General features: G+C 59.9%; 18 protein-coding genes and 1 other RNA gene. 16 read left to right on the top strand and 3 right to left on the bottom strand.

Features of this window, described 5'->3' with window-relative positions; all coding sequences use genetic code 11:
• Nucleotides 1-347 precede the first annotated feature (347 nt).
• Together FKG94_RS26715 and FKG94_RS26710 are read left to right on the top strand one after the other, a co-directional pair.
• Complete coding sequence (locus FKG94_RS26715) at nt 348-1,466, top strand: phosphoserine transaminase (RefSeq protein ID WP_142930009.1); 1,119 nt, start codon at nt 348-350, stop codon at nt 1,464-1,466.
• A 98-nt stretch (nt 1,467-1,564) separates the two neighbouring features.
• Entirely contained in the window at nt 1,565-2,737 is a 1,173-nt protein-coding gene (locus FKG94_RS26710) for a phosphoglycerate dehydrogenase (protein WP_142930008.1), read from the top strand.
• On the opposite strand, the gene FKG94_RS26705 is transcribed toward FKG94_RS26710, so the two are convergent.
• Entirely contained in the window at nt 2,715-3,155 is a 441-nt protein-coding gene (locus FKG94_RS26705; protein ID WP_142930007.1) for a CBS domain-containing protein, read from the bottom strand. The two genes, FKG94_RS26710 and FKG94_RS26705, sit on opposite strands and share 23 nt — an antisense overlap.
• A 181-nt stretch (nt 3,156-3,336) precedes the next feature.
• Between FKG94_RS26705 and ffs the strand changes: the two genes are divergently transcribed.
• Nucleotides 3,337-3,433: signal recognition particle sRNA small type (gene ffs / locus FKG94_RS26700), an RNA gene on the top strand.
• A gap of 631 nt (nt 3,434-4,064) precedes the next feature.
• Here ffs and FKG94_RS26695 read toward each other — a convergent pair.
• Nucleotides 4,065-5,222 (bottom strand): MFS transporter, encoded by a 1,158-nt coding sequence (locus FKG94_RS26695; protein WP_142930013.1) that lies wholly within the window; start codon nt 5,220-5,222, stop codon nt 4,065-4,067.
• A gap of 219 nt (nt 5,223-5,441) precedes the next feature.
• Between FKG94_RS26695 and FKG94_RS26690 the strand changes: the two genes are divergently transcribed.
• The 13 genes from FKG94_RS26690 (at nt 5,442) to FKG94_RS26630 (ending at nt 18,849) form a co-directional block, all read left to right on the top strand.
• Nucleotides 5,442-6,641, top strand: coding sequence for a transglutaminase domain-containing protein (locus FKG94_RS26690; RefSeq protein WP_142930006.1), 1,200 nt, complete (start codon nt 5,442-5,444; stop codon nt 6,639-6,641).
• 218 nt (nt 6,642-6,859) lie between these two features.
• Complete coding sequence (dnaX, locus tag FKG94_RS26685; RefSeq protein WP_142930005.1) at nt 6,860-9,286, top strand: DNA polymerase III subunit gamma/tau; 2,427 nt, start codon at nt 6,860-6,862, stop codon at nt 9,284-9,286.
• 2 nt (nt 9,287-9,288) lie between these two features.
• Nucleotides 9,289-9,609, top strand: coding sequence for a YbaB/EbfC family nucleoid-associated protein (locus FKG94_RS26680; RefSeq protein ID WP_142930004.1), 321 nt, complete (start codon nt 9,289-9,291; stop codon nt 9,607-9,609).
• Nucleotides 9,610-9,646: 37 nt separating this feature from the next.
• Nucleotides 9,647-10,240: a recombination mediator RecR gene (gene recR, locus FKG94_RS26675; protein ID WP_142930003.1), complete on the top strand. Its 594-nt coding sequence runs from the start codon at nt 9,647-9,649 to the stop codon at nt 10,238-10,240.
• Nucleotides 10,241-10,243: 3 nt separating this feature from the next.
• Nucleotides 10,244-11,407, top strand: a complete 1,164-nt coding sequence (gene rnd / locus FKG94_RS26670) for a ribonuclease D (RefSeq protein WP_142930002.1) — start codon at nt 10,244-10,246, stop codon at nt 11,405-11,407.
• Entirely contained in the window at nt 11,404-11,697 is a 294-nt protein-coding gene (locus FKG94_RS26665) for a YcgL domain-containing protein (RefSeq protein ID WP_142930001.1), read from the top strand. Before rnd ends, FKG94_RS26665 begins: the two co-directional genes overlap by 4 nt.
• Nucleotides 11,697-12,137 carry a YcgN family cysteine cluster protein gene (locus FKG94_RS26660; protein WP_142930000.1) on the top strand — a complete coding sequence of 147 codons (441 nt, stop codon included), beginning with the start codon at nt 11,697-11,699 and terminating at the stop codon, nt 12,135-12,137. The genes FKG94_RS26665 and FKG94_RS26660 overlap by 1 nt, the downstream gene beginning before the upstream one ends.
• A gap of 141 nt (nt 12,138-12,278) precedes the next feature.
• Nucleotides 12,279-12,704 carry a hypothetical protein gene (locus FKG94_RS26655; RefSeq protein ID WP_142929999.1) on the top strand — a complete coding sequence of 142 codons (426 nt, stop codon included), beginning with the start codon at nt 12,279-12,281 and terminating at the stop codon, nt 12,702-12,704.
• 533 nt (nt 12,705-13,237) lie between these two features.
• Nucleotides 13,238-15,526, top strand: coding sequence for a VWA domain-containing protein (locus tag FKG94_RS26650; protein ID WP_142929998.1), 2,289 nt, complete (start codon nt 13,238-13,240; stop codon nt 15,524-15,526).
• A 32-nt stretch (nt 15,527-15,558) separates the two neighbouring features.
• Nucleotides 15,559-16,176, top strand: a complete 618-nt coding sequence (locus tag FKG94_RS26645; protein WP_142929997.1) for a tRNA-uridine aminocarboxypropyltransferase — start codon at nt 15,559-15,561, stop codon at nt 16,174-16,176.
• Entirely contained in the window at nt 16,173-16,607 is a 435-nt protein-coding gene (locus FKG94_RS26640) for a GNAT family N-acetyltransferase (protein ID WP_179957829.1), read from the top strand. Before FKG94_RS26645 ends, FKG94_RS26640 begins: the two co-directional genes overlap by 4 nt.
• Before the next feature lie 90 nt (nt 16,608-16,697).
• The gene (locus FKG94_RS26635) at nt 16,698-17,552 is read left to right on the top strand and encodes an AAA family ATPase (protein WP_142929995.1); all 855 of its coding nucleotides are present in this window, start codon (nt 16,698-16,700) and stop codon (nt 17,550-17,552) included.
• A gap of 121 nt (nt 17,553-17,673) precedes the next feature.
• The gene (locus FKG94_RS26630; protein ID WP_142929994.1) at nt 17,674-18,849 is read left to right on the top strand and encodes a vWA domain-containing protein; all 1,176 of its coding nucleotides are present in this window, start codon (nt 17,674-17,676) and stop codon (nt 18,847-18,849) included.
• 4 nt (nt 18,850-18,853) lie between these two features.
• Here the strand turns inward: FKG94_RS26630 and FKG94_RS26625 are convergent, their stop codons facing one another.
• Nucleotides 18,854-20,482, bottom strand: a complete 1,629-nt coding sequence (locus FKG94_RS26625) for a serine/threonine-protein kinase (protein ID WP_142929993.1) — start codon at nt 20,480-20,482, stop codon at nt 18,854-18,856.
• Between the last annotated feature and the right edge of the window lie 545 nt (nt 20,483-21,027).

Here is a 21,027-nt window from a genome sequence, read left to right as displayed (position 1 = left end):
CCCCGACCCCGCACCGCAGACCCCGCACCGCAGTAGACGGATAGCGGTGCCTTTGCTCACCGGGAGTGGTCCCCCTCGAGGGGGACGCAACTGAAGTTACGTCCCCGCACCGTGCCGCCGGAGGATTGACTCTGAACAATACCACGCCATCATCCCCCATATCCCAAAGGGCAGACTGGTCTATTGTCATCATGGCCGCCGCATCACACCCGCCGTCAGCTATGTAATTCTAGGCAATACTGGCATAATAGCGCGCCGCGAATCCGGCCTGGCAGGGCAGTGCGCTCGTCGGGAACGTCTTCGCACAACATAAAAACTGCTGGCATAACAGTATTTCGAGGATCGGTATGCAACCCCAGGCGAAACCCAAGAATCCCAATTTTTCATCCGGCCCCTGCCGCAAACGGCCCGGTTACGATGTCGCCCAACTGGCACTGAGCACGCTTGGGCGCTCCCACCGTTCGGCGCCGGGTAAGGCCGCGCTGCGGCAAGCCTGCGAGCAGACCGCCGAGCTGTTGGGGCTGCCCGCCGGCTATCGGGTCGGCGTGGTGCCGGCGTCGGATACCGGTGCGGTGGAGATGGCGCTGTGGTCGCTGCTCGGACCGCGCCCGGTGGATGTGCTGGCCTGGGAATCCTTTGGCAGCGGCTGGGTCACCGACATTACCAAACAGTTGCGATTGCAGGATGTCCGTGTCATGGAGGCAGAGTACGGCCACCTGCCGGACCTGGCGCAGGTGAATTTCGAGCACGACGTGGTGTTTACCTGGAACGGCACCACCTCGGGTGTGAAGGTGCCCGACGGGGACTGGATCGCCGCGCAGCGCGAGGGGTTGACCATCTGCGATGCCACCTCTGCTGTGTTCGCCATGGCGTTGCCCTGGGAAAAACTCGACGTGGTGACCTTCTCCTGGCAGAAGGTACTCGGCGGCGAGGGTGCCCACGGGATGCTGATCCTCGGGCCGCGGGCAGTGGCGCGCCTGGAAAGTTACACGCCGCCGTGGCCACTGCCGAAAATTTTCCGCATGACCAAAAACGGTAAACTGATCGAAGGTATTTTTCAGGGCGCCACCATTAATACCCCGTCGATGTTATGCGTCGCCGACTACCTGGACGCGCTGGCCTGGGTGCAGGGTCTGGGTGGCGCTGAAGCGGCCATTGCCAAATCCAGAGATAACCTCGCCGTGCTGGAGAGCTTTGTGGCGGCCAACGACTGGATACGGTTTCTGGCGGTGGAGCCGGCGCAGCGGTCCAATACCAGCGTCTGCCTCAGCCTCGATGCCGAACCGGACGAGGTCAGGCAGATGGTGAAGTTGCTGGAGCGCGAAGGTGTGGCCTACGACATAGGCGCCTATCGCGACGCGCCCGCGGGCCTGCGCATCTGGTGCGGTGCAACCGTGGCACGCGCGGACCTAGAGGCGCTGCTGCCGTGGTTGACCTGGGCCTATGAGCATAGAAAAACCGCATAACAAGAATAGCTGACCGGTAGCCCGCGGTAGCGCCGGATATCTGCAGTAAGCGGATAGACTACTGCGGGCGGTTGGCCTCCCTTCCCCGAGGACCCGACATGTATAAAATCAAAACCTACAACCAGATTTCCGTCAAAGGTCTGGATCGTTTTCCCCGCGACCGCTACGAAGTGGCCAGCGAGATCGGGCACCCGATCGCCTATCTACTGCGCAGCCACAAACTGCACGACGAAGTCATACCGGAGACACTGCGGGCGGTGGCGCGGGCCGGCGCCGGCGTCAACAACCTGCCGATCGAAGCCTATACCCAGCGCGGCATTGTTGCCTTTAATACGCCGGGGGCCAACGCCAATGCCGTCAAAGAACTGGTGCTTGCCGGGTTGCTGCTCGGCTCGCGCGGCATCACCCAGGGCATGTCCTACGTGCAAACCCTCACCGACATCGGCGACGCCGCCGCCATGTCGAAACTGCTGGAGCAGGAAAAGAAACGTTTTGCCGGGCAGGAACTCTACGGCAAGACCCTCGGGGTGGTGGGCCTGGGAGCCATCGGCTCGATGGTGGCCGAGATGGCGCTGGCGCTGGATATGAAGGTCGTGGGTTTCGATCCGGCCCTGTCGGTCGAGGCCGCCTGGCGCCTGCCGAGTCAGGTGCAGAAGATGGAGAATCTGCAATCGCTGCTGGCGCACGCCGATTATGTGTCCCTGCACGTGCCGGCGCTGGAGAGCACCCGGCATATGATCAATCGCGAGACGTTGCAGTCGTTGAGGCCTGGCGCAACCCTGCTGAACTTTGCCCGCGATGCTATCGTCGATTCTGCCGCCGTAGTGGCGAGCCTGGATGCCGGCCAACTCGGGCAGTATATCTGCGACTTTCCGGAACCCTGTCTACTCGGCCGCAGCGATGTGATCGCCATGCCGCATATCGGTGCCAGCACCGCCGAGGCGGAGGAGAATTGCGCGGTCATGGCGGCCGATCAGCTGATGGACTTTCTGCACAACGGCAATATCAAAAATTCGGTCAATTTTCCGCCCATCAGCATGGCCAGAAACGGTGGCTGCCGCATTACCTTCAGCAATGAAAATGTGTCCGGTGTGTTGGGGCACGTACTGTCAGTACTCGCCGACAATGAGGTCAATGTCTTGGACATGGTAAACAAAAGCCGCGAGCAGGTGGCCTACAATATTATCGATGTGGAACAGTCGCCACACGATTCTGTGATCGACAGTATTGCCGCGGTGGATCACGTGATCACTGTGCGAGTGATTGCATAACCCTGGCCAACACCCGGCAGCCGTCGGCTTCGGTGAAGATGCCGCTCAGCTCGCCCTCGGCCAGCACGATCACCGCTGCAATGCGCCGGCTGACCATGATATCGATTACCTTTGCGAGGGGATCGTCGACGTCGGCGACAAACGCCTGGATGGGGCAGATATCCGACACCAGCAGGTCCTCTTTGTCGCCGCCGTCCGCCGCCTCCAGTGACAGGGTGTCCGGGTAAATGGCGTGACGGATATCCCGCTTGGAGATAATGGACTCGAGGATGCCGTTGTCCATGACTGGCAGATGGTGGACGTTGTGGGCGGCCATCAGTTTTTCCGCCTCGGTGACCGTGGCCCGCATGTCCACATAGACCAGTGAGGCGGACATCACGTCGCGCAGCCGCAGTTGCTGGACTTCTATTCCTTCCATTACACACCTCCCGGCGTCGTCAGTGAGTGCTGGGGTAACTCTATCCCCCCCGATAGCGGCATGCCTATGACGCAAGTCAAGCAAATGGCGACAATCTCAGCGTCGCGTAGCGCCGCCGCGACAGGCTTGCAAAGCACCGGAAAACTTCGCATAATGCGCCGCGCTTTGCAATGGTGGCCCTTTCCGGTCCCCCCGCAATGATCAACTGCGAACCCCGCCAGGCCCGGAAGGGAGCAACGGTAGTGGTGACATCATGTGCCGGGGTGCGGCTGGCTTGGGCCGCCACCCTTGTCCTTATCGTCCTGGTTGGTGTTCAATGGGTTAGCTTTCCGTTGCACTGGGTGATTCGTTGTTTTCGATCCGGCTCAGTCTTTGGCTGTCTCTCTAGACCTCCCTCAAGCAATGTTGCCTTATCCCTTCGGGCTTCCACTTTTTGGTGGTGGTGCTTGAGCGAGTCGGTGCCAATCGATTCGGTCCTAACCCGGTGTAGGGGTTCGAGGCACGTTGCAAGTACGTCCCTGTAAACTCGCCTAAAGCGCCTACTGTTGGTCACGACAGCATCCCTGCTGTCGAGAGTCTCGAACCCCTACACCGGGTTAGGACCTACCACCGTGGTACTATCGGTATTGGTTAAGAATACCGAAGGGAGGTCTGTCTCTGGGCGGGTGCTTTCAGAAACTCTCGACAGCAGGGATGCTGTCGGGAAGTCCCCAGGGATGGGTTCACGACGTGTTTCTGAAAGCGCCCGCCCAGAGACAGACCGTTTATTGGCACGCCTCCGCTTAAGCACCACCACCAAAAAGTGGAAGCCCGAAGCGAGTGCTCCTCAGCACTGACACCTGCAAGGCCGGTTTCCACCGGCCCGTCGTCTGAACAATTATCGCCTACCGCCAGGCTGCGCCGCTGAAATTATGCCGGCGCCGGTGTCACCCGCCCCTTGATGACTTCGTTGCCCCGTTGCGGCGCCGCCGGGATATTGCAGGCCAGCAGCAGCGATACGGCCGCCATGGCAGCGCCCAGTAAAAACACCGCCGGCGGCGCCAGCAGCCACAGGATGCCAAAGCTCGCCGGAATGGCGACGGCGGCAATATGATTGATGGTAAAACTCACCGAGGCGGTGGCCGCCATATCGGCGGGATCGGCAATTTTTTGGAAATACGTCTTGATGGCGATCGCCAAGGAGAAAAACAGGTGATCGATAATATACAGCGCGGCGGCGAACATAGCGCTTTCCACTACGCCCATCACCACCAGCGCGTAGGCCGTAAATACCAGCACCAGTCCCGAATACTCGATGACCAGTGCCCGGCGTTCGCCGATACGGCCTACCAAGGCCCCGATGCGGGCGGCAAACAGCCAGTTGACGACGTGGTTGGCCAGATACAGTTTGGCGATGTCGGCCACGGTGAAACCAAATTTTTCCACCATCATAAAACCGGCAAACACGACAAAAATCTGCCGGCGGGCGCCGCTCATAAATGTCAGGGCGTAGTAAAGCCAGTAGCGCTTGCGCAGCACGATATGCTTGCGCTGCGGTGTCGGTGCCTTGAAGCGCGGGAATCCCAGCCACATAAACAGCACCAGCAGGACGCAGATGCCGCCGCCGGTCAAATAGATGGCGGCGAAGTCCAGACCCAGAGTGGCCTGATTGAGCCACAGCAGCGCAAAGACCACCAGCGACGCCAGCGCGCCCGCAGAGATAAAACGCCCCAGCATTTGCGGCGCTTCTTCTTTACTCAGCCATTGCAGCGACAGCGATTGTTTCAGGGTTTCAAAATAGTGAAAGCCCACCGACATCAGGAAGGTCGTGCAGTACAGGCCCCACTCGCTCGGAAACCAGCCGGTGACGGCCACGCCCAGACCCAACAGCAACAGCGACAACAGCGCGAAGGTCTGCTCCTTCAGCAGCAGTAACATGAAAATCGCGGTAAACGCCAGGAAACCGGGAATTTCCCGCACGCTCTGCAGGATGCCGATCTCGGCGCCGGTAAAAGCGGCCCGCTCGATCACGAAATTATTGAGCAGGGCGCTCCAGGTGGCGAAGGCCAGCGGCATCGCCAGCGACATCAGCAGCAGGAGGTTTTGCGGGGTTTGCCAAGCGCGTTGCACTGGACTGTCTCCGGTCTATCACCAAATAACGAATGAGAAAGCCGGCCATTATAACACCAACGACTAAAGACCGTCTTGACATTGGTCGCTGAACGTTCGGCGCGCCATCTCGAACATGAGAAAAAGCCCCAAATCGGTGCTATGCTGTAACACCCCAGGGGCGTGAAGAGAGGGTCTATGATCAGCACCTCCCCAGGAATGTTACACACTTCTCCGGTTGGCCGGGCCCGTCGCGGCGGCGTCTGGTTAATAGGGCTGTTGTGCCTGATTTCCGGCTGCGCCCAACTTCCCGGTACTGCTATTCTGCCCGCTGAGCAAAAACAACAGATCCTGAGCGGCGAGGTGCTGCTGGGCGCGGCCGCCCGCGATATCGAGTTGCCCAATCAGCCCTTCCTGTCGATCAATGCAGAGATGCGGGCGTTTCTCGACCACAGCGTATCGCGCGACAGCGGCCGGGCCACGCGCATCGATGCCCTGATTTATGCCCTGCGCCATCCGGGTATGCTGGATTTCGAATACAGTGCCGCAGAGACACTGACGGCGGCGCAGGCCTTCGAAAAGCGCACGGGCAACTGTCTCTCATTTACCGCGCTGCTGGTGGCCATGGGGCGCGAAGTGGGTCTCAAGGTGCGCTTCAACGAGGTGGATGTACCGCCCACCTGGGGTATGCAGGGCGAGCAGACCTATGTGCTGTACCGGCATATCAATGCCAATGTGGTGCGCGGCCCCAACGATCAGGTCGTAGTGGATGTCACCCCGGAGGTCTACGAGCCGGAGTACCGGCAGCGGGTCGTTTCGGATCGCTACGCCGAGGCCCAGTACTACAATAATCTGGCCGCCGACTATATGGGCGAAAACGATACCTATGAGGCTTTTCGCCATTTCAAAAAAGCACTGACACTGGCTCCCGATGCGGGTTTTCTCTGGTCCAATCTGGGGACACTGTATCTGCGTCACGGACACCAGCGCGAAGCGGAGGCCGCTTTCCTATATGCGCTGCATCAAGACGAGGGCAATCTGGCTGCCATCAGCAGTCTCGAGCGTTTTTATGTCAACCGCGATATGCCGGCAAAAGCGGAACTCTATCGCCGGCGGGCCCAGGAGGTGCGCGACCGCAATCCCTATTACCGCTATCACCTGGCCGAACAGGCCTATCGCGACAAGGACTACGCCGCGGCGGTCAGCCATGCCCGCGCGGCGGTCAGCGGCAGCCAGCAGGACCACCGTTTTCACTTCCTGCTGGGGATGAGCTACCTGCAACTGGGGGAGCGGGTGAAGGGCGAAGAGGCGCTGCAGAGGGCGCTGGACCACGCCAACGCCGAAACCACGAAGAGTGCCTACCAACTCAAATGGAATCAGGTGTTGGCCGAGCTTTAGCGGACGCCGGTTGCGCGCCGCTGCTGGGTGGCGATTAATTGACCGCATCCGGGTTACCATGGACGGGCAGGGTCCTTGCCTCGCTCTGGCCCCGGCGGCAACGGATTTGAGCTGGGACTGCAACTGATACTACAATAGCCTGTTTTTGCTACTGCAGTCGCAACCGGTGCCGTCGAAGGCCCGGTTGCGACGCCAGGCATTTTTAGGACTGCGACACTTTGAGCTATCAAGTATTAGCCCGCAAATGGCGCCCCAAAGTCTTTCGCGAGATGGTTGGGCAGGAGCACGTACTGCAGGCGCTGATCAACGCGCTGGATCACGACCGGCTACACCATGCCTACCTGTTTACCGGCACACGCGGGGTGGGTAAAACCACCATAGCCCGGATTTTGGCCAAGTGTCTGAACTGTGAAGCCGGAGTGAGTTCCGAGCCCTGCGGCCAGTGTGGCGCCTGTGTCGAAATCGGCGAGGGCCGTTTTGTCGATTTGATCGAGGTCGACGCCGCCTCGCGCACCAAAGTCGAGGATACCCGGGAGCTGCTCGAAAACGTGCAGTATGCGCCCACCCGGGGCCGCTACAAAGTCTATCTGATCGATGAAGTGCATATGCTTTCCAGCCACAGCTTCAACGCCCTGTTGAAAACGCTGGAGGAGCCGCCGCCGCATATTAAATTCCTACTGGCGACCACCGACCCGCAGAAATTGCCGGTTACTATCCTGTCCCGCTGCCTGCAGTTCAACCTGAAAAACATGCACCCCGAGCGTATCGTGCAACACCTGCAACAGGTGCTGGCGCAGGAGATGGTGCCCTTTGAAGAGGCGGCGTTGTGGCAATTGGGCAGGGCGGCCGATGGCAGTATGCGCGATGCGTTGAGTCTGACCGACCAGGCCATTGCGTTTGGCAGCGGCAAGGTGGTGGAGAGCGATGTGAGAACCATGCTCGGCACGCTCGACCAGGCGCTGGTTTACGATATTCTCAGGGCTTTGGCTGCTGTCGATGGTCCGCAAATGCTGGCGGCGGTGGCCAGGTTGTCAGAACACGCCCCGGACTATCACGGGGCACTGGCGGAGCTGCTGGCGGTGTTGCACCGTATTGCCATCGCCCAGGCACTGCCGGAGGCGGTGGACAACAGTGTCGGCGATCGCCAACAGGTACTTGAGCTGGCGCAGGCGCTGGCCGCTGAGGATGTGCAGCTATTTTACCAGATTGCCCTGCTCGGGCGGCGCGATCTGGCGCTGGCGCCCGATCCCCGCGGCGGTTTTGAAATGGTGCTGTTGAGAATGCTGGCGTTCAAGCCCCAGGGTGTGGCCGAGATACCGACCCGCGGCTTGCCCCAGGGACAGGCTGCGGACGGGACCCCGCCGGCGGATGACCCGGAGGTGGCCGCAAAAAAGCCCCAACCGGCACCGGCGCCGATTGAATCGGCGTCCACTGGCGCCGCGACTGTTGAGACCGGAGCATCCGCATCTGAGGTGGCGGCAGCCGCTGCACAGGCACCGGTGCTCGCGGCGGACACAACTGGCGCTACCCCGGCATCTGCTGCAGACGTTGTGCCCGCGATGGACATGGTCTCCGCGGTGCAAGCGACAGCACCTGTGACGGATTCTGTGGCACCTGCCGCAGATGCGGTGCCCGCGATGGGCACTGGGGTACCAGCGGCGCCGGCAGGGCCTGCGATGGATACTATGGCACCTGCTGCGGATGCCGTGCCCGCGATGGACACGCCGTTATCTGCGGCGCAGGCGACAGTGCCTGTGATGGATACCGTGGCATCCGCCCTGAATAGAGAGCCTGCGACAAATACCCCGGCGCAGGCAACAGCACCTGCGATGGATACAGGGGCGCCTGCGGTCGATTTGGAAACACCTGCGCCGGCGCCCGCTGCGACTTTGCCTGCGACAGATGCCATAACGCCGGCGACACAGGTGGCAGCAGCGGCGATGGCGGCGGCAGAGCCCGCGGCAAAAATGGCCGCACCGGCGACCGGCGCCGGGGCGGCGCCGGCAGCCGCCGGCGCAACCGAGGCAACTGCTGCCGCGGCGGTATCCATGCAGCGGGGCTCAGGAGTAAACACGCCGCCCGCCTCCGGTGTGCTGGCCGAAGTAATGGCCACCCTGGACCAGCCCGGCTTGATCAAAGCGGCAGCCGATATCAAACCGCCGCAGGCTGCCGCCGCGGCGGCTCCCGAGCGGCCGCCGCCGGTGCAGTCCGTCGCTGCCGCGGCGGCAAAAATCCCGCTGCAACAGGCCGGACCGGACAACTGGCTGCAAATTTATCGCGGGCTTGGGGTCGGCGGTATATTGCAAAGTACCGTATCCAACTGCGTACTTGCCGGGCGTGATGCCGGTGGCTTCCACTTTGTACTCGACGAAGCCAACAGCACGCTGTACGACGAGGCACACAGCGTGCGCCTGGCCGATTTACTGAGTGACTACTTCGGTGAACCGGTGCAGGTGCATATACAATTGGGACAGGTCGCGGGGGAGACCCCGGCGGCAAATGTGGTACGGCTGCGCCGCGAGCGGCAGGCGCAGGCGCTGGCGGCGCTGAAGGCGGATCCTTTGGTGGCGCAACTGGAGGCGCAGTTTCAGGCGACGCTGCGCGAGGAGTCGGTCGAGCCGATAGATGAGGTCAGCGAGGTATAACCATGAAAGGTCTTGGCGATTTGATGAAGCAGGCCAAACAGATGCAGGACAATATGCAGAAGATGCAGGAGGAGCTTGCCAACGCCGAAGTGCAGGGCGAATCCGGGGCGGGACTGGTGAAGGTGACTATGAACGGCCGCCACGATGTCAAAGCGGTGCAGATAGACGCGAGCCTGATGGGCGAGGACAAGGAAATCCTTGAAGACTTGCTGGCGGCTGCGGTCAATGACGCTGTGCGTCGTATCGAAGACGCCAACAAAGACAAGCTCGGCGGTCTGACTGCCGGCCTGAATCTGCCCGACGGCTTCAAAATGCCGTTTTAACCCGTTCACCGCCGCCCTGTGTTCAATCTTTTAATTTATGTTCAGTCCTTTAATAGATGAGTTAATCCAATCCCTGCGTTGCCTGCCGGGTGTCGGTCCCAAGTCGGCGCAGCGCATCGCCCTGCATCTGTTGGAGCATGATCGCGAAGGTGCCGCGACCCTGGCGCAGAGCCTGGAGCGGGCCGCGGCGGGCGTCAGTCGCTGCGATCGCTGTCGCACGCTCACTGAACAGGCGCTGTGCGGTATCTGCGCCAATCACCGGCGCGACGGGCGGCTGTTGTGTGTGGTGGAAACGCCGGCGGACGTACTGGCAATAGAGCAGGCCGGTAGTTACCAGGGTAAATACTTCGTGTTGCTCGGACGCCTGTCGCCGATAGACGGGGTGGGTCCGGCGGACATCGGCGTCGACCAACTGGTGCAACTACTGGCGGATGAATCGATAGAGGAACTGATCCTGGCCACCAACCCCACGGTGGAGGGCGAAGCGACCGCACACTATATTGCCGAGTTGGCCAAGGCGGCGGCCGTGACGGTGACGCGTATCGCCCACGGCGTGCCCCTGGGCGGCGAGTTGGAGTATATCGACGGGGGCACCCTGGCCCATGCCTTTTCCAGCCGCCAGGCCCTGTAACCCATGACCACCGATACCCTGGCAACGGCGCCGATCTGGGTTGACAGTGATGCCGACCTGGCCCGGCTCTGCGAGCGCTGGGCCGGGTGTACGGCGCTGGCAGTGGACACGGAATTCATGCGCAGCCAAACGTTTTACCCGCTGGCGGGCCTGATCCAGATTGGTGACGGCGACGGTTGTTACCTGATCGATCCCCTGGCGATTGACAACTTCCAACCACTGGTGACTTTGCTGACTGACCCGGGTGTGACCAAGGTGCTGCACTCCTGCTCGGAAGACCTGGAAGTGTTTGCGCGGCTGCTGGGGGTGGTGCCCGAGCCCCTTTTCGATACCCAACTGGCGGCGGCGTTTGCGGGATTCGGCTTTTCGGTGGGTTATGCCAATCTGCTGAAAGCGGTTTTGGGGGTTGACATTCCCAAGAGCGAAACCCGTTCCGATTGGCTGCGCCGGCCGCTGAGCCCGTCGCAGTTGAAATATGCCGCCCTGGACGTGGCCTATCTGCCGGTCCTGTACGCCAAGTTGGTGGCAATATTGGAAGACAACGGGCGTCTCGATTGGGTCCGGCGGGACAGTCGCGAACTGGTGGCCGGCGGCAACGGGCAGGATGACCTCGACAGTTACTACATCCGCATCAAGTCGGCATGGAAACTGAACCGTCGCGAACTCGCAGTATTAAAGTCCCTGAGTCGCTGGCGCGAGCAGCAGGCGCGCAGTGAAGATTTACCCCGCAACCATTTAATAAAGGACCGGGTGCTTTGGGATATGGCGCGCCGCCAGCCCAAGACCCAGGCACAACTGGCGCGGCTTGACGAAATGCCGCCGCGGCTGGCGCGCCGGCACGGCGACACGCTGTTGTCACTGATTGCGGCGGCGACAACCGGCGACCCCGACAACTACCCGCAGCACTTGAACGGACCGCTGCCGCCGCAGCAGGGGGATTTACTCAAAGCGCTCAAAGCCTCGGCGCTCGAGCGGGCCGAGGCCATGGGCCTGCCGGTGGAGGTGATGGTGCGAAAAAAAGAGTTCGAATTCATTGTCCGCTCCGGCATGGAGGACGGCAGCGAATACACCCTGCCGGACAGGTTGCAAGGGTGGCGTAAGACAGTGATCGGTGATGAGCTGGTGCGGGTGGCGAATGAATTCAAACGCACAGGGACCTCGCAATGAAAATGTTGTGCGATATTTACAAGAGCAGTGTCGAGCCCGATATGTATCTGTATGTCAGGCAAGAGGATGGCCTGACCCGCGTCCCCGACACCTTGCTGGCGCGGTTTGGAAAACCGGCGCATGCCATGACAATAGTGTTACAGCCGCAGAGAAAACTCGCCCGCGCCGACATCGCGGTGGTGCTTGACAGTCTCGCGACACAGGGTTTTTATCTGCAATTGTCTTCCTCGCGAGAGGACTATATGCAAACGATCAACACCCATAACACCAAGCTGAATGGTCGCCGGTGATGGCGCCGCCGTTTTGGCAGGTCAAACCCCTGGCTGAAATGACTGCCATTGAGTGGGAGTCATTGTGCGATGGCTGCGGCAAGTGTTGCCTGCACAAACTCGAGGACGAAGACACCGGCGCGGTGGTCTACACGCGGGTGGCGTGTCGTTACCTCGGCGAAGCGGATTGCCGCTGCCGGCGCTACCCCGAGCGCGCCCGTCTGGTGCCCGATTGTGTACAATTGCGGCCGCAGGATGTCGAGCAGTTTCACTGGTTGCCGGCCACCTGTGCCTATCGGCTGATTGCAGAGGGAAAGCCGCTGCGATGGTGGCACCATCTGGTGTCGGGATCGCGGCAAAGCGTGCACGAGGCGGGTATCTCGGTACGCGGGCGGGTGGTGTCGGAGACCCACGTGCACCCCGACGGGATGCAGGAGCATGTGGTGAGCTGGGTTGAGTAGGTATGCGAAGCAGATTACCGGCAACTTATCCCTAAATCGCTGAACTGCGCTGCCGACGCGGAGCTGTCGGTGTGGTTGTCCGATCGCAACGCAGTCGGTTGGCCGCAGACGCAGAGAAGAGTCAAAAAGAGAACAGTAGCTATGGTGACTTCACAAGGTTATTTATTGGGCTGGGCGGTGTACCTCGTTGGCGCTGTGGGTTTGATGGTCTGCTGGTGGCGCATCAGTCTCGGTATCCCCCAGTTTCAATGGCGTTTTTTCTCCAGGGTGGTGGTGGGCGTGTTACTGTTGACGCCCTATTACGGCGGTCCCGAGCAAGCCGAGTGGGCGCCGGCCCTGGTGATTACCCTGCTCGAAGGCGTTTTCTACGGACCGGAGGCCATGCTGCGCGCCGGCGTGCCGATTCTGGTTACCCTTTTATGTGCCGTGCTGGTGTCGGTGCTGGCGCAGTTGGGCTGGCACCGCTACCAGGAGCGCCTGCAACAGCGCGAGCGCGAGGTGGTGCAGGAGGACGAAAGGCAGGCGTTGTTGCGCGAAAGTGCCGAGCAAAGTGCGGGGACTCCGTAGGCTAGGAACCCTAAAGGAACCGCACCACCGCCAACTGGCACCTTTTCCGGTGGCGCCTTTTCCGGTGGCACGGTGCGGGGACGTAACTTTAGTTGCGTCCCCCTAGAATGGTGCCACTCCCCTTTCTTAACGCACCTATGCGGTGTACTGCGGTTTTCTCTACGTCTGCTTAGCGAAATTTTGAGTGATTGATAAGACCCTTTGCAAGTATGTGCGGTCGGGGAGATGTGTTGTTTGAGCGTGGCATGGTCCCCTTCGAAGGGGACGCAACTAAAGTTACGTCCCCGCACCCTGCCACGGGGAGAGGTGCTATTTGCAAGATTTGGCGCGGTTTTGGTCTGACCTTGGACCCTGGCGCGTCTGTGGAGCGGTTGTCCGGCATCCTCCAAAAACTCGCCGATTGAGAAATCCCTGTCAATTCTGACCCCGAACCAACCCGGTTCTTATAATTTTTATAGCTATCCACCGTGATTTGTCCCCTTTTCGGTGCTATACCCTCTAGTGTGACTGGTCTTTGCCGAACAGGGATAACTATGCGCAGACTGCTACGTTTACTCGCTGCAACGACTGTTGTTTTCTCCTCGCTCTACAGCGTATCCGCTGCGACCCAGCCGGAGGCGGCCAAGCCCGATCAGCCGCTGCCGGCCGATGTGCGTGTCCTGGTCGATATTTCCGGCAGCATGAAGCAAAACGACCCCAGGAACTTACGCCGTCCGGCGTTGGAATTGGTGCTGCAGTTGCTGCCCGAAGGCAGCAAGGCGGGGGTTTGGACCTTTGGCCGCTATGTCAATATGCTGGTGCCCCACCGGCCGGTATCGCCGGCGTGGCGCACCGATGCCGCCGACAAAGCTGAGTCCATCAGTTCGCTGGGCCTGTTTACCAACATTGGCGAGGCGTTGGAAAAGGCCGCCTACGACGCCGATAAACCCAATCCCCAATACCGCACCAGCCTGATTTTGCTCACCGACGGCATGGTGGATATCTCCCGCGATCCGCAGCAAAACCAGGCTGAGTGGCGGCGCATCGCCGACGATGTGCTGCCGCTTCTACAACGGGCCGGTTACACCGTGCACACCGTTGCGCTGTCCGATAATGCCGATAAGGATTTGTTGAATAAACTGGCGCTCGGCACCGACGGTATTGCCGCGGTTGCGCAGACCGCCGATGACCTGATGAAGATTTTCCTCCAGGCATTCGACCAGGCGGCACCGGCGGAACAGGTGCCGCTCGAGGAAAACCGGTTTGTTATCGACTCCAGTGTGGAGGAATTTACCGCGCTGATTTTCCGTAAGCCGAACGCCAGCGCCGACACCCGACTGCTGGGACCGGATCGCACCCAATACCGATCCGACAAAGACTTGCCTGATATGAACTGGTACCGCGCCTATGGCTACGACCTGATTACCATCACGCGCCCGCTCGAGGGGGAATGGCAGGTGCAGGCCGACATGGACCCGGACAGCCGGGTAACCGTAGTCAGCGACTTAAATTTACTGGTCAGGCCGTTGCGCAACAATATCTTTCGCGGCGAAAGTCTGCCGCTATCGCTATTGTTGCAGGAGGATGGTGACACTATTACCCGGGCCCAGTTTTTACGCCTGCTGGATATCGATGCCAGCGTCAGTCAGCGGCCGCACGGCAATGACTGGCAGCAATCACTGGCGGTCGATCCCCCGCCCGCCGACGGTATTTACAGCGCTGATTTGGCTTATTTTGATACCGTCGGCGATTACGATCTGCAAGTTCTGGTGGACGGTAAGAGCTTCAAGCGGGAGTTCTCCCACCGCGTTGCGGTGCGCGAGCCGTTTAGCGTAACGGTGCAGCAACAGGTGGCCGACAACACCGCCGTCTATGTGGTGACGGTCAGCGCCAGCGGTCAGACTCTGGACCGGGCGCAAACAAAGGTGGCGGCGCGGATCAGGAACCCGCAGGGTCGCAGTTCCATTAAACCCCTGCTACTGACGCCGGCCGACACCTGGCAGTTGCAACTGACCCCGGCGCTGGAGGGGGAATATCAGGTGGCGCTGCGGGTTTTAGGTGTCGACGGGGCCGGGCAGGCATTTGAGTTCGAGCCGGACATCTTGAGTATTCAAGTTGGCGGCGGTGATGATCCTTTCTCCCCGGCGCCGGAAACAGCAACCGAGTCCGGGCCGGAAGCGGTACCTGAGTCAGAGCCCGAATCGCAGCTCGAACCCAAACCCGAGCCCGAGCCTGAACCGGAACCGGAACCCGTTCCCGAACCCGAACCCGAACCCGAACCGCAGGCTGAAGAAGCGGCTAAGTGGCCGCTTTACGTCGGTCTTGGCGTGGGCAATCTTTTAATTGTCGCACTGGCATTTTTTGCCTACCGGATGATCATGGGGGGGCGGCGAGGGGATGAGAGCCTGGAGCAACTCGATCGGGCAGCCGTTGCCCCAGCGGAGCCTGACACCACGGAGCCCGCAGCGGCTGAAGCCGCGCCTGCGGATGCCGAGGCACCGGCAGCCGAGGCGGAACTGCAAATGGAGGAAGTGGCTGCCGCTGAGCCGGCGCCGGCGGAGGCAGACACCAGTGTGGCAGATGGCTTGCTGGCAGGGGAGCTGGACCTGGCCTCCGATGCGGCCGTCGAAGCGGATATTGATGTGGGCGACGGGATGTCTATACTGGACGGCCTGGGCGACGAAGGTGAGGATGCGGCGGCCGCAGAGACGGGCCTCGATGACGAAGACTTCGACGATAGCGGCTTCTCACTGGATGACTTTGGAGACGACGGTGCTGGCGATGGCGCCGGTGGTGACGACAACGATGGCGACGGCGACGAGTATAAAGACAACAAAAATTGAACCGGCGGCCGGTCCGCGGTTAGCCTCTTAGCGTGTATCCGCAAGGTGCCCGCCGCGCGCATGCGGAACTCTGCCGGGGCTGTCATTTGCATCCCGATGCCTGCCTGTGCGACCAACAGCCGAGCCTGGCGACCCGGGCCCGTTTCCAACTGCTGGTGCATCCGCGGGAACTCGACCGACCCACTAACACCGGCCATCTTGTCGTCAATGCTCTGGAGTCGTCCCGCTATCATATCTGGTCGCGACGCCAGCCGCCCCGCGCTTTGCTCGAGGCACTGGCCGAGCCGCAATGGGACAGCTATCTGGTGTTTCCGGCCGGCCTCCCACCGACCTCGCCAGCTCCGCCGGCGGCGCTACCCGAGCGCCGGCAATTTGTGATACTGGATGCGACCTGGCAGGAGGCGCGCAAGATGCTGCGCCAGTCGCCCTACCTGGCCTGCCTGCCGCGCCTGTCGTTACCGCCGGACCTCCGCAGTCGCTATTCACTGCGCCGCCACCAGCCGGCCGGCCACCTCGCCACCGCTGAAGTCGCGGTGGCCCTGTTGCGACTCGGTTCAGAGGCTTCGCAAGCCCTTGCTCTCGATCGCTACTACCAGGCTTTTCTGCACCATTTCTGTGCCAGTCGCAGCGGCCACGGGTTGCGCCAGTGAGTGACGAACCGACTTTGGTTATCGAGCCGTTGCCGCCGTTGCAACTGCCGTTGGTGAATCGCTTTTACCGGGACTGCCGCTACTCGGCCAAGGCCGGCCGCGGGGAGCTGGTGTATGTGGCCCGCGGGCAGGGTCGCATGCTCGCCGCCGTGCGCCTGGTGCCGCAGGTGGACAATCACCTGTTTCTGCGCAGTTTCTGCGTCGCGCCTGAACAGCGGCGCCGAACCATCGGCCGGCAGTTGCTCGAGGCGCTGGTGCCGGTACTGCACGGATATCGCTGTTACTGCTTTCCGTTTCGGTATTTGCAGGATTTCTACGGACGCATCGGGTTTGTCGCGGCGCAGCCGCACACCCAACCTGACTTTATTGCCGGGCCCTACCGGCGCTACTGCCGGCAGGGGCGGGATATCGTCATCATGGTGCGATCCTGATACCGATCAGTCAGGGACGCAGTGGTTGTGCCTCTGAAATTGAATCTTCAGTATGTTATTATTCTCCAGCTTATAAAAAGGGGGTATTGAATGAAATTTGAAGGTACTGACAGCTACGTTGCCACGGATGACCTGCGCATGGCCGTGGATGCCGCTGTAACGCTGGAGCGCCCTTTGTTGGTAAAAGGCGAGCCGGGAACCGGCAAGACCATGCTGGCTGAGGAAGTGGCTAAATCGCTGGGCAAGCGCCTGATTCAATGGCACATCAAATCCACTACCAAAGCCCAGCAGGGGCTCTATGAGTACGATGCGGTATCGCGGTTGCGCGATTCGCAGTTGGGCGATGACAAGGTTCACGATATTGCCAACTACATTAAAAAAGGTAAATTGTGGGAGGCCTTTGAGTCCGATGAGCAGGTGGTGCTGTTGATCGATGAAATCGATAAGGCCGACATCGAATTCCCCAACGACCTCCTGGTGGAGATCGATAAGATGGAATTTTTTGTCTACGAAACCAGCACCACCATCAAAGCTAAGCAGCGTCCGATTGTCGTCATTACCTCCAATAATGAGAAAGAGTTGCCGGATGCGTTTCTGCGCCGCTGCTTCTTTCACTACATCAGTTTCCCCGATCGCGAGACCATGATCGATATTATCGATGTTCACTTTCCGAATATAAAACGCGATCTTATCAACGATGCGCTGGATATATTTTTTGACGTGCGCAAAGTGCCGGGCCTGAAGAAAAAACCCTCTACCTCAGAGTTGATCGACTGGCTGAAACTACTGTTGGCGGACGATATTCCCGACGCGGTACTGAAAAACCGTGACGCCAGTAAGGCCATTCCGCCGCTGTACGGTGCGCTGCTGAAAAACGAACAGGATGTGCATATGTTGGAGCGCCTGGCATTTATGGTGCGGCGCGAAGGCGCGGGCAAGCGCTAACCGCTCAGTCGAGAGGACTGTTCGATAAAGTTAGCTGGTCGGTAAATCTGGATGTTCGGTAAATACAGGCACTCGCTGAATATGGCTGCTGGTAAAGATAACTGTTCGGTAACTATGCCCCATGCTGGTTAATTTTTTCTATGGTTTGCGCAACGCGCAGGTGCCGGTCTCCTTAAAGGAGCTGTTGGTCTTGATCGAGGCGATGCAGAAACGCCTGGCGTTTGGCAGTCTCGACGACTTCTACCTGTTATCGCGCACCTGCCTTATCAAGGACGAAAAACATTTCGACAAATTCGATCGCGCCTTTGGCGCCTATTTTAAAGACCTGGAAAGCCTCGATGACATCATCGAGGCGATGATCCCCGACGATTGGATTCGCGCCGAATTTCTCAAGAGCCTGACTGAGGAGGAAAAGGCCAAGATCGAGTCCATGGGCGGTCTGGAAAAGCTGATTGAAGAATTCAAAAAGCGCCTGCAGGAGCAGAAGAAACGCCACGCCGGTGGCAGTAAATGGATCGGCACCGGCGGCACCTCGCCGTTTGGCAATAGCGGTTATCACCCCGAGGGTATCCGGGTCGGCGGCGAGAGCCGCAATAAAAGCGCGGCGAAAGTCTGGGAGAAACGCCAGTTCAGAAATCTCGACGATTCCGTGGAGCTGGGCACCCGCAATATCAAAGTCGCCCTGCGCAAGTTACGCAAATTTGCCCGCACCGGCGCGGTTGAGGAACTGGACCTGGACGACACCATCAGCTCGACGGCGCGCAACGCCGGGCTGCTGGACATCAAAATGGTGCCGGAGCGTCACAATGCCGTCAAAGTGCTTTTGTTTCTCGATGTAGGCGGCTCAATGGACCCCTATGTGCGTGTCTGCGAGGAGTTGTTTTCCGCCTGTCGCACCGAGTTCAAGCATCTGGAGTATTTTTATTTTCACAATTTTATTTACGAAAAAGTGTGGAAAGACAACCGCCGCCGGGGTGCGGAGACCACGAATCTGTTTGATGTAATGCACACTTATAGCCGCGATTACAAAGTGATTTTTGTCGGCGATGCCTCGATGGCGCCCTACGAAATAACCAGCCAGAACGGCAGCGTCGAGCATATGAATGACGAGCCCGGCTATGTGTGGATGCAGCGCTTGACCGACACCTACGAAAAGGTGATATGGCTCAACCCCACCGCGGAAAAGTACTGGCAGTTTACCCAGACTATCGATATGACCCGCCAACTGCTGGACGACCGTATGTACCCCCTGAGCCTGGAGGGGCTGGAGCGCGGTATCCGCTACCTGTCGAAGTAGCGTGCTACAACTGACCGGCCTGGCTGAACGCCGGGTACTCGCGCAAGTGTTTCAACTGCTGCTGATAAAACTCCCGCTGTTCCTGGGTCTGCGCATTTTCCAATCGCTTGTTGACGTCGTTGTTGATCTTCTCGATCGCCTTGCGAATGTCATCGTTGGTGGCGTGAATGGCGTAGGCCTGGTCGAAAAAGACCACCGCATCCTGCAAAATATTGAGTTGTAGCGCGGCGCGGCCCTGCTCCATCAGGGCTTTGAACTCCGCCTGTTGCTCAATCGGCAGGGACTCAAACGGCACGCCCGTATCCTCGATGGTCTGAATATAGGCGTAGTTGCCGATCAGTGCGGCTGCACAAATACCGGCCACCGCGGCGATACGCTGCAGTCCGGTTTGTGCAAATGACAGTTTGCGCAGGAAAATCTCGGCCGAGGCGATGCGCTTGTCCCGCTCGAGCGCGACGGCCTGGCGTAGCAAGCCCCGCAGCAGCGGGTTGCGGGTTTTCGGCAGTGTCGGGCTCAGCTTGCCCTGCAGCGCGGCGGCGGCATCCTTGTCCCGGTAGGGGTGTTGGCCGCCCAGTATTTCGCACAGGATGATGCCGAGGGCATAGATATCGTCGCTGGGGTGGGGAGGCTCGTTGTTGATCATCTCGAGGCTGGCATAGCGGGGGGTGAGCGCCCCCAACTCGCCGGCATCAAAGGAGTCGGCCGCTTTCTCATGGGCGGCGCGGGCAATACCGAAATCGAGGATTTTAACGACGCCCTCGTCGGTCACCATCACATTGCCCGGCTTTAAATCCGAGTGGACAAAGCCCTTGCTGTGGGCGTAGGCGAGGCCGTCCGCTATCTGCTTGACCAGGTGGAGCCGTTGTTTGTCCTCGGGATAACGCGCCTCCTCCTCGCCGCTGATCACCTCGGTCAACTGGCAGCCCTTCAGTTCTTCCATGGTCAGATAAACCAGGTCACCCTCGCGGTCGAAGTCGTAGACAGTGACGATATTGGGGTGGGCCAGGGCCTGGGTCTTTTTGGCCTCGCGCTGCAGGGTGACAAATGCCTGGGGGTGTTGGCGGAACTCGTCGCTCAAAATTTTCAGTGCGATGCGACTACTGTCGTCGCCGGCCTCCTCCTTGCGCAGGTCTTTGGCGCGGTAGACCGCTCCCATACCGCCCACGCCCAGCAGGCGCTCCAGGACGAAGCGCTGTTTGATAACGGTGCCGATCCCGACTTTGACGCCCTCGGCGCCGGGTCTGTAGGTGTCGGTGCCGGTGGTATCGCCGATCGAATAGGGCGCCGTGGCCGTCGCTCCGGTTGGGACCCTGTCGTTGAGTTCCGTCTTGTCGGTATCGATACCGCTATTGATCACGGTCTCGCCTGCGTCGGTACCTGGATTGCCTGCTGTTTTATCCCCGCCGGCGCCGCTGTTGATCACGGTTTTTGCGGCACTTGAGGTGCTGGTCCGCTCCGCTTTGGCGGTGTTGTGACGAGGGTTGATCAGGGTCGCGTCGCCGTCGGACCGGCCGGGGTCCTCGCCGGTTTCCACCCGGTCGGCGCTATTGACTGGGGAGGCTGCTGGGGTCGCATTACTGCTGGCGGGCTTTATTGCTGCTTTGTGGTCTGACTTATCGTCACTCGCTGTCATAACTTACCGGCTCCGGGGGGGGCGAACGGCGCCTATTTTACCCTGAAAACCACACTGTGCGCTGCGCGACCGTCGGTGCTGTTATGTCGAAAGTCGGTATCCGGCGGGTTTGCAGTGTATTTACCTGTGATTGGTATCACATTTTTTTAAAAATTTTCCGGTAAATCGTGTCAGAGTGCGGCTCTCCGGCCGCGAGCCGTATCGGTGGCGCTGCGGTTCGGCCACTAAATCGTGCCAGAGTCGAATTTGCCGGTGTTTGCTACTGGCGGGGGGTTTGACGCAGGCGGATTAAATCGTGTCAGAGTGAACGGGCAGCGAAAAACTCGTGTCAGAGTGAAAAAAACGGCCCCAAGAAAAATAGTGTCAGAGTCAAAATTAAAGTGAGTTTTACCCCCTTTTTTTCCAAAATTTTATTTGTTTAAATTCGTATCACCTGATCAAAACGGTCAACGTTTTAAGGGCAGATGCAAGCGCAAACGCGGCGGTTAATCAGCGGTTTGGGTGAGCCGATCGAATACATGAAGTAACGAACACATCACACATTA

Origin of the sequence: Exilibacterium tricleocarpae, from assembly GCF_007004655.1 — a bacterium.
Lineage (GTDB): Bacteria > Pseudomonadota > Gammaproteobacteria > Pseudomonadales > Cellvibrionaceae > Exilibacterium > Exilibacterium tricleocarpae.
This window is presented reverse-complemented; position numbering and strand designations above follow the sequence as displayed.

Excerpts from the sequence above, each read along its gene's own strand:
- FKG94_RS26630 (WP_142929994.1), top strand. The coding sequence starts at position 17,674 with ATGCTGGTTAATTTTTTCTATGGTTTGCGCAACGCGCAGGTGCCGGTC.
- FKG94_RS26690 (WP_142930006.1), top strand. The coding sequence starts at position 5,442 with ATGATCAGCACCTCCCCAGGAATGTTACACACTTCTCCGGTTGGCCGG.
- FKG94_RS26710 (WP_142930008.1), top strand. The coding sequence starts at position 1,565 with ATGTATAAAATCAAAACCTACAACCAGATTTCCGTCAAAGGTCTGGAT.
- recR (WP_142930003.1), top strand. The coding sequence starts at position 9,647 with ATGTTCAGTCCTTTAATAGATGAGTTAATCCAATCCCTGCGTTGCCTG.
- rnd (WP_142930002.1), top strand. The coding sequence starts at position 10,244 with ATGACCACCGATACCCTGGCAACGGCGCCGATCTGGGTTGACAGTGAT.
- FKG94_RS26715 (WP_142930009.1), top strand. The coding sequence starts at position 348 with ATGCAACCCCAGGCGAAACCCAAGAATCCCAATTTTTCATCCGGCCCC.
- FKG94_RS26635 (WP_142929995.1), top strand. The coding sequence starts at position 16,698 with ATGAAATTTGAAGGTACTGACAGCTACGTTGCCACGGATGACCTGCGC.
- FKG94_RS26695 (WP_142930013.1), bottom strand. The coding sequence starts at position 5,222 with ATGTCGCTGGCGATGCCGCTGGCCTTCGCCACCTGGAGCGCCCTGCTC.
- FKG94_RS26665 (WP_142930001.1), top strand. The coding sequence starts at position 11,404 with ATGAAAATGTTGTGCGATATTTACAAGAGCAGTGTCGAGCCCGATATG.
- FKG94_RS26660 (WP_142930000.1), top strand. The coding sequence starts at position 11,697 with ATGGCGCCGCCGTTTTGGCAGGTCAAACCCCTGGCTGAAATGACTGCC.
- FKG94_RS26655 (WP_142929999.1), top strand. The coding sequence starts at position 12,279 with ATGGTGACTTCACAAGGTTATTTATTGGGCTGGGCGGTGTACCTCGTT.
- FKG94_RS26680 (WP_142930004.1), top strand. The coding sequence starts at position 9,289 with ATGAAAGGTCTTGGCGATTTGATGAAGCAGGCCAAACAGATGCAGGAC.
- FKG94_RS26705 (WP_142930007.1), bottom strand. The coding sequence starts at position 3,155 with ATGGAAGGAATAGAAGTCCAGCAACTGCGGCTGCGCGACGTGATGTCC.
- FKG94_RS26625 (WP_142929993.1), bottom strand. The coding sequence starts at position 20,482 with ATGACAGCGAGTGACGATAAGTCAGACCACAAAGCAGCAATAAAGCCC.
- FKG94_RS26650 (WP_142929998.1), top strand. The coding sequence starts at position 13,238 with ATGCGCAGACTGCTACGTTTACTCGCTGCAACGACTGTTGTTTTCTCC.